Source organism: Xenorhabdus littoralis (assembly GCF_033949345.1).
Lineage (GTDB): Bacteria > Pseudomonadota > Gammaproteobacteria > Enterobacterales > Enterobacteriaceae > Xenorhabdus > Xenorhabdus littoralis.
The window spans coordinates 1-457 of record NZ_VCDP01000202.1 but is presented as its reverse complement, the minus strand read 5'-3'; the positions used below and the strand labels follow the sequence as shown (position 1 = coordinate 457).

Here is a 457-nt window from a genome sequence, read left to right as displayed (position 1 = left end):
AGGTAACCACGGGCAACACCATCGCCGCCAATATGGATTTCACCGGCGGCTCCGAGGGGAACGGGTTGACCTTGTCCGTCCAGAATATAAATGCGGGTATTACTGATGGGATGCCCGATAGGGAGTTTCCTGTCTTCACCTTCAATCAACGGGATATCATAGGTCGTGGCGAAGGTGGTTGTTTCTGTCGGCCCGTAAACATGCAGTAAATGTTTTGGTGCCTGTTCTGCCCTGAGGCGAATGGCTGCCCGGTTATCGCTTTGTTCACCACCGAACAGGACATAACGCAGACCTGACAACGACGGGGAAATTAAGCCCGCATATTGGTTAAACAGCGCCGTGGTAAGAAACAGTGCGCTGACCCCTTCTTCTGACAGGCACTGACCAAAATCGGCAGGGTGTAACAGGGTTTTTTCCGGGATCAGCAGAATACGGGTACCATGAACTAAACCTGACC

The 457-nt window shown here is 52.3% G+C and carries 1 protein-coding gene; it reads right to left on the bottom strand.

Annotated elements, in window-relative coordinates:
* Positions 1-457: AMP-binding protein (locus FE394_RS19265; protein WP_319927926.1), on the bottom strand; the 457-nt coding region annotated here is incomplete at both ends.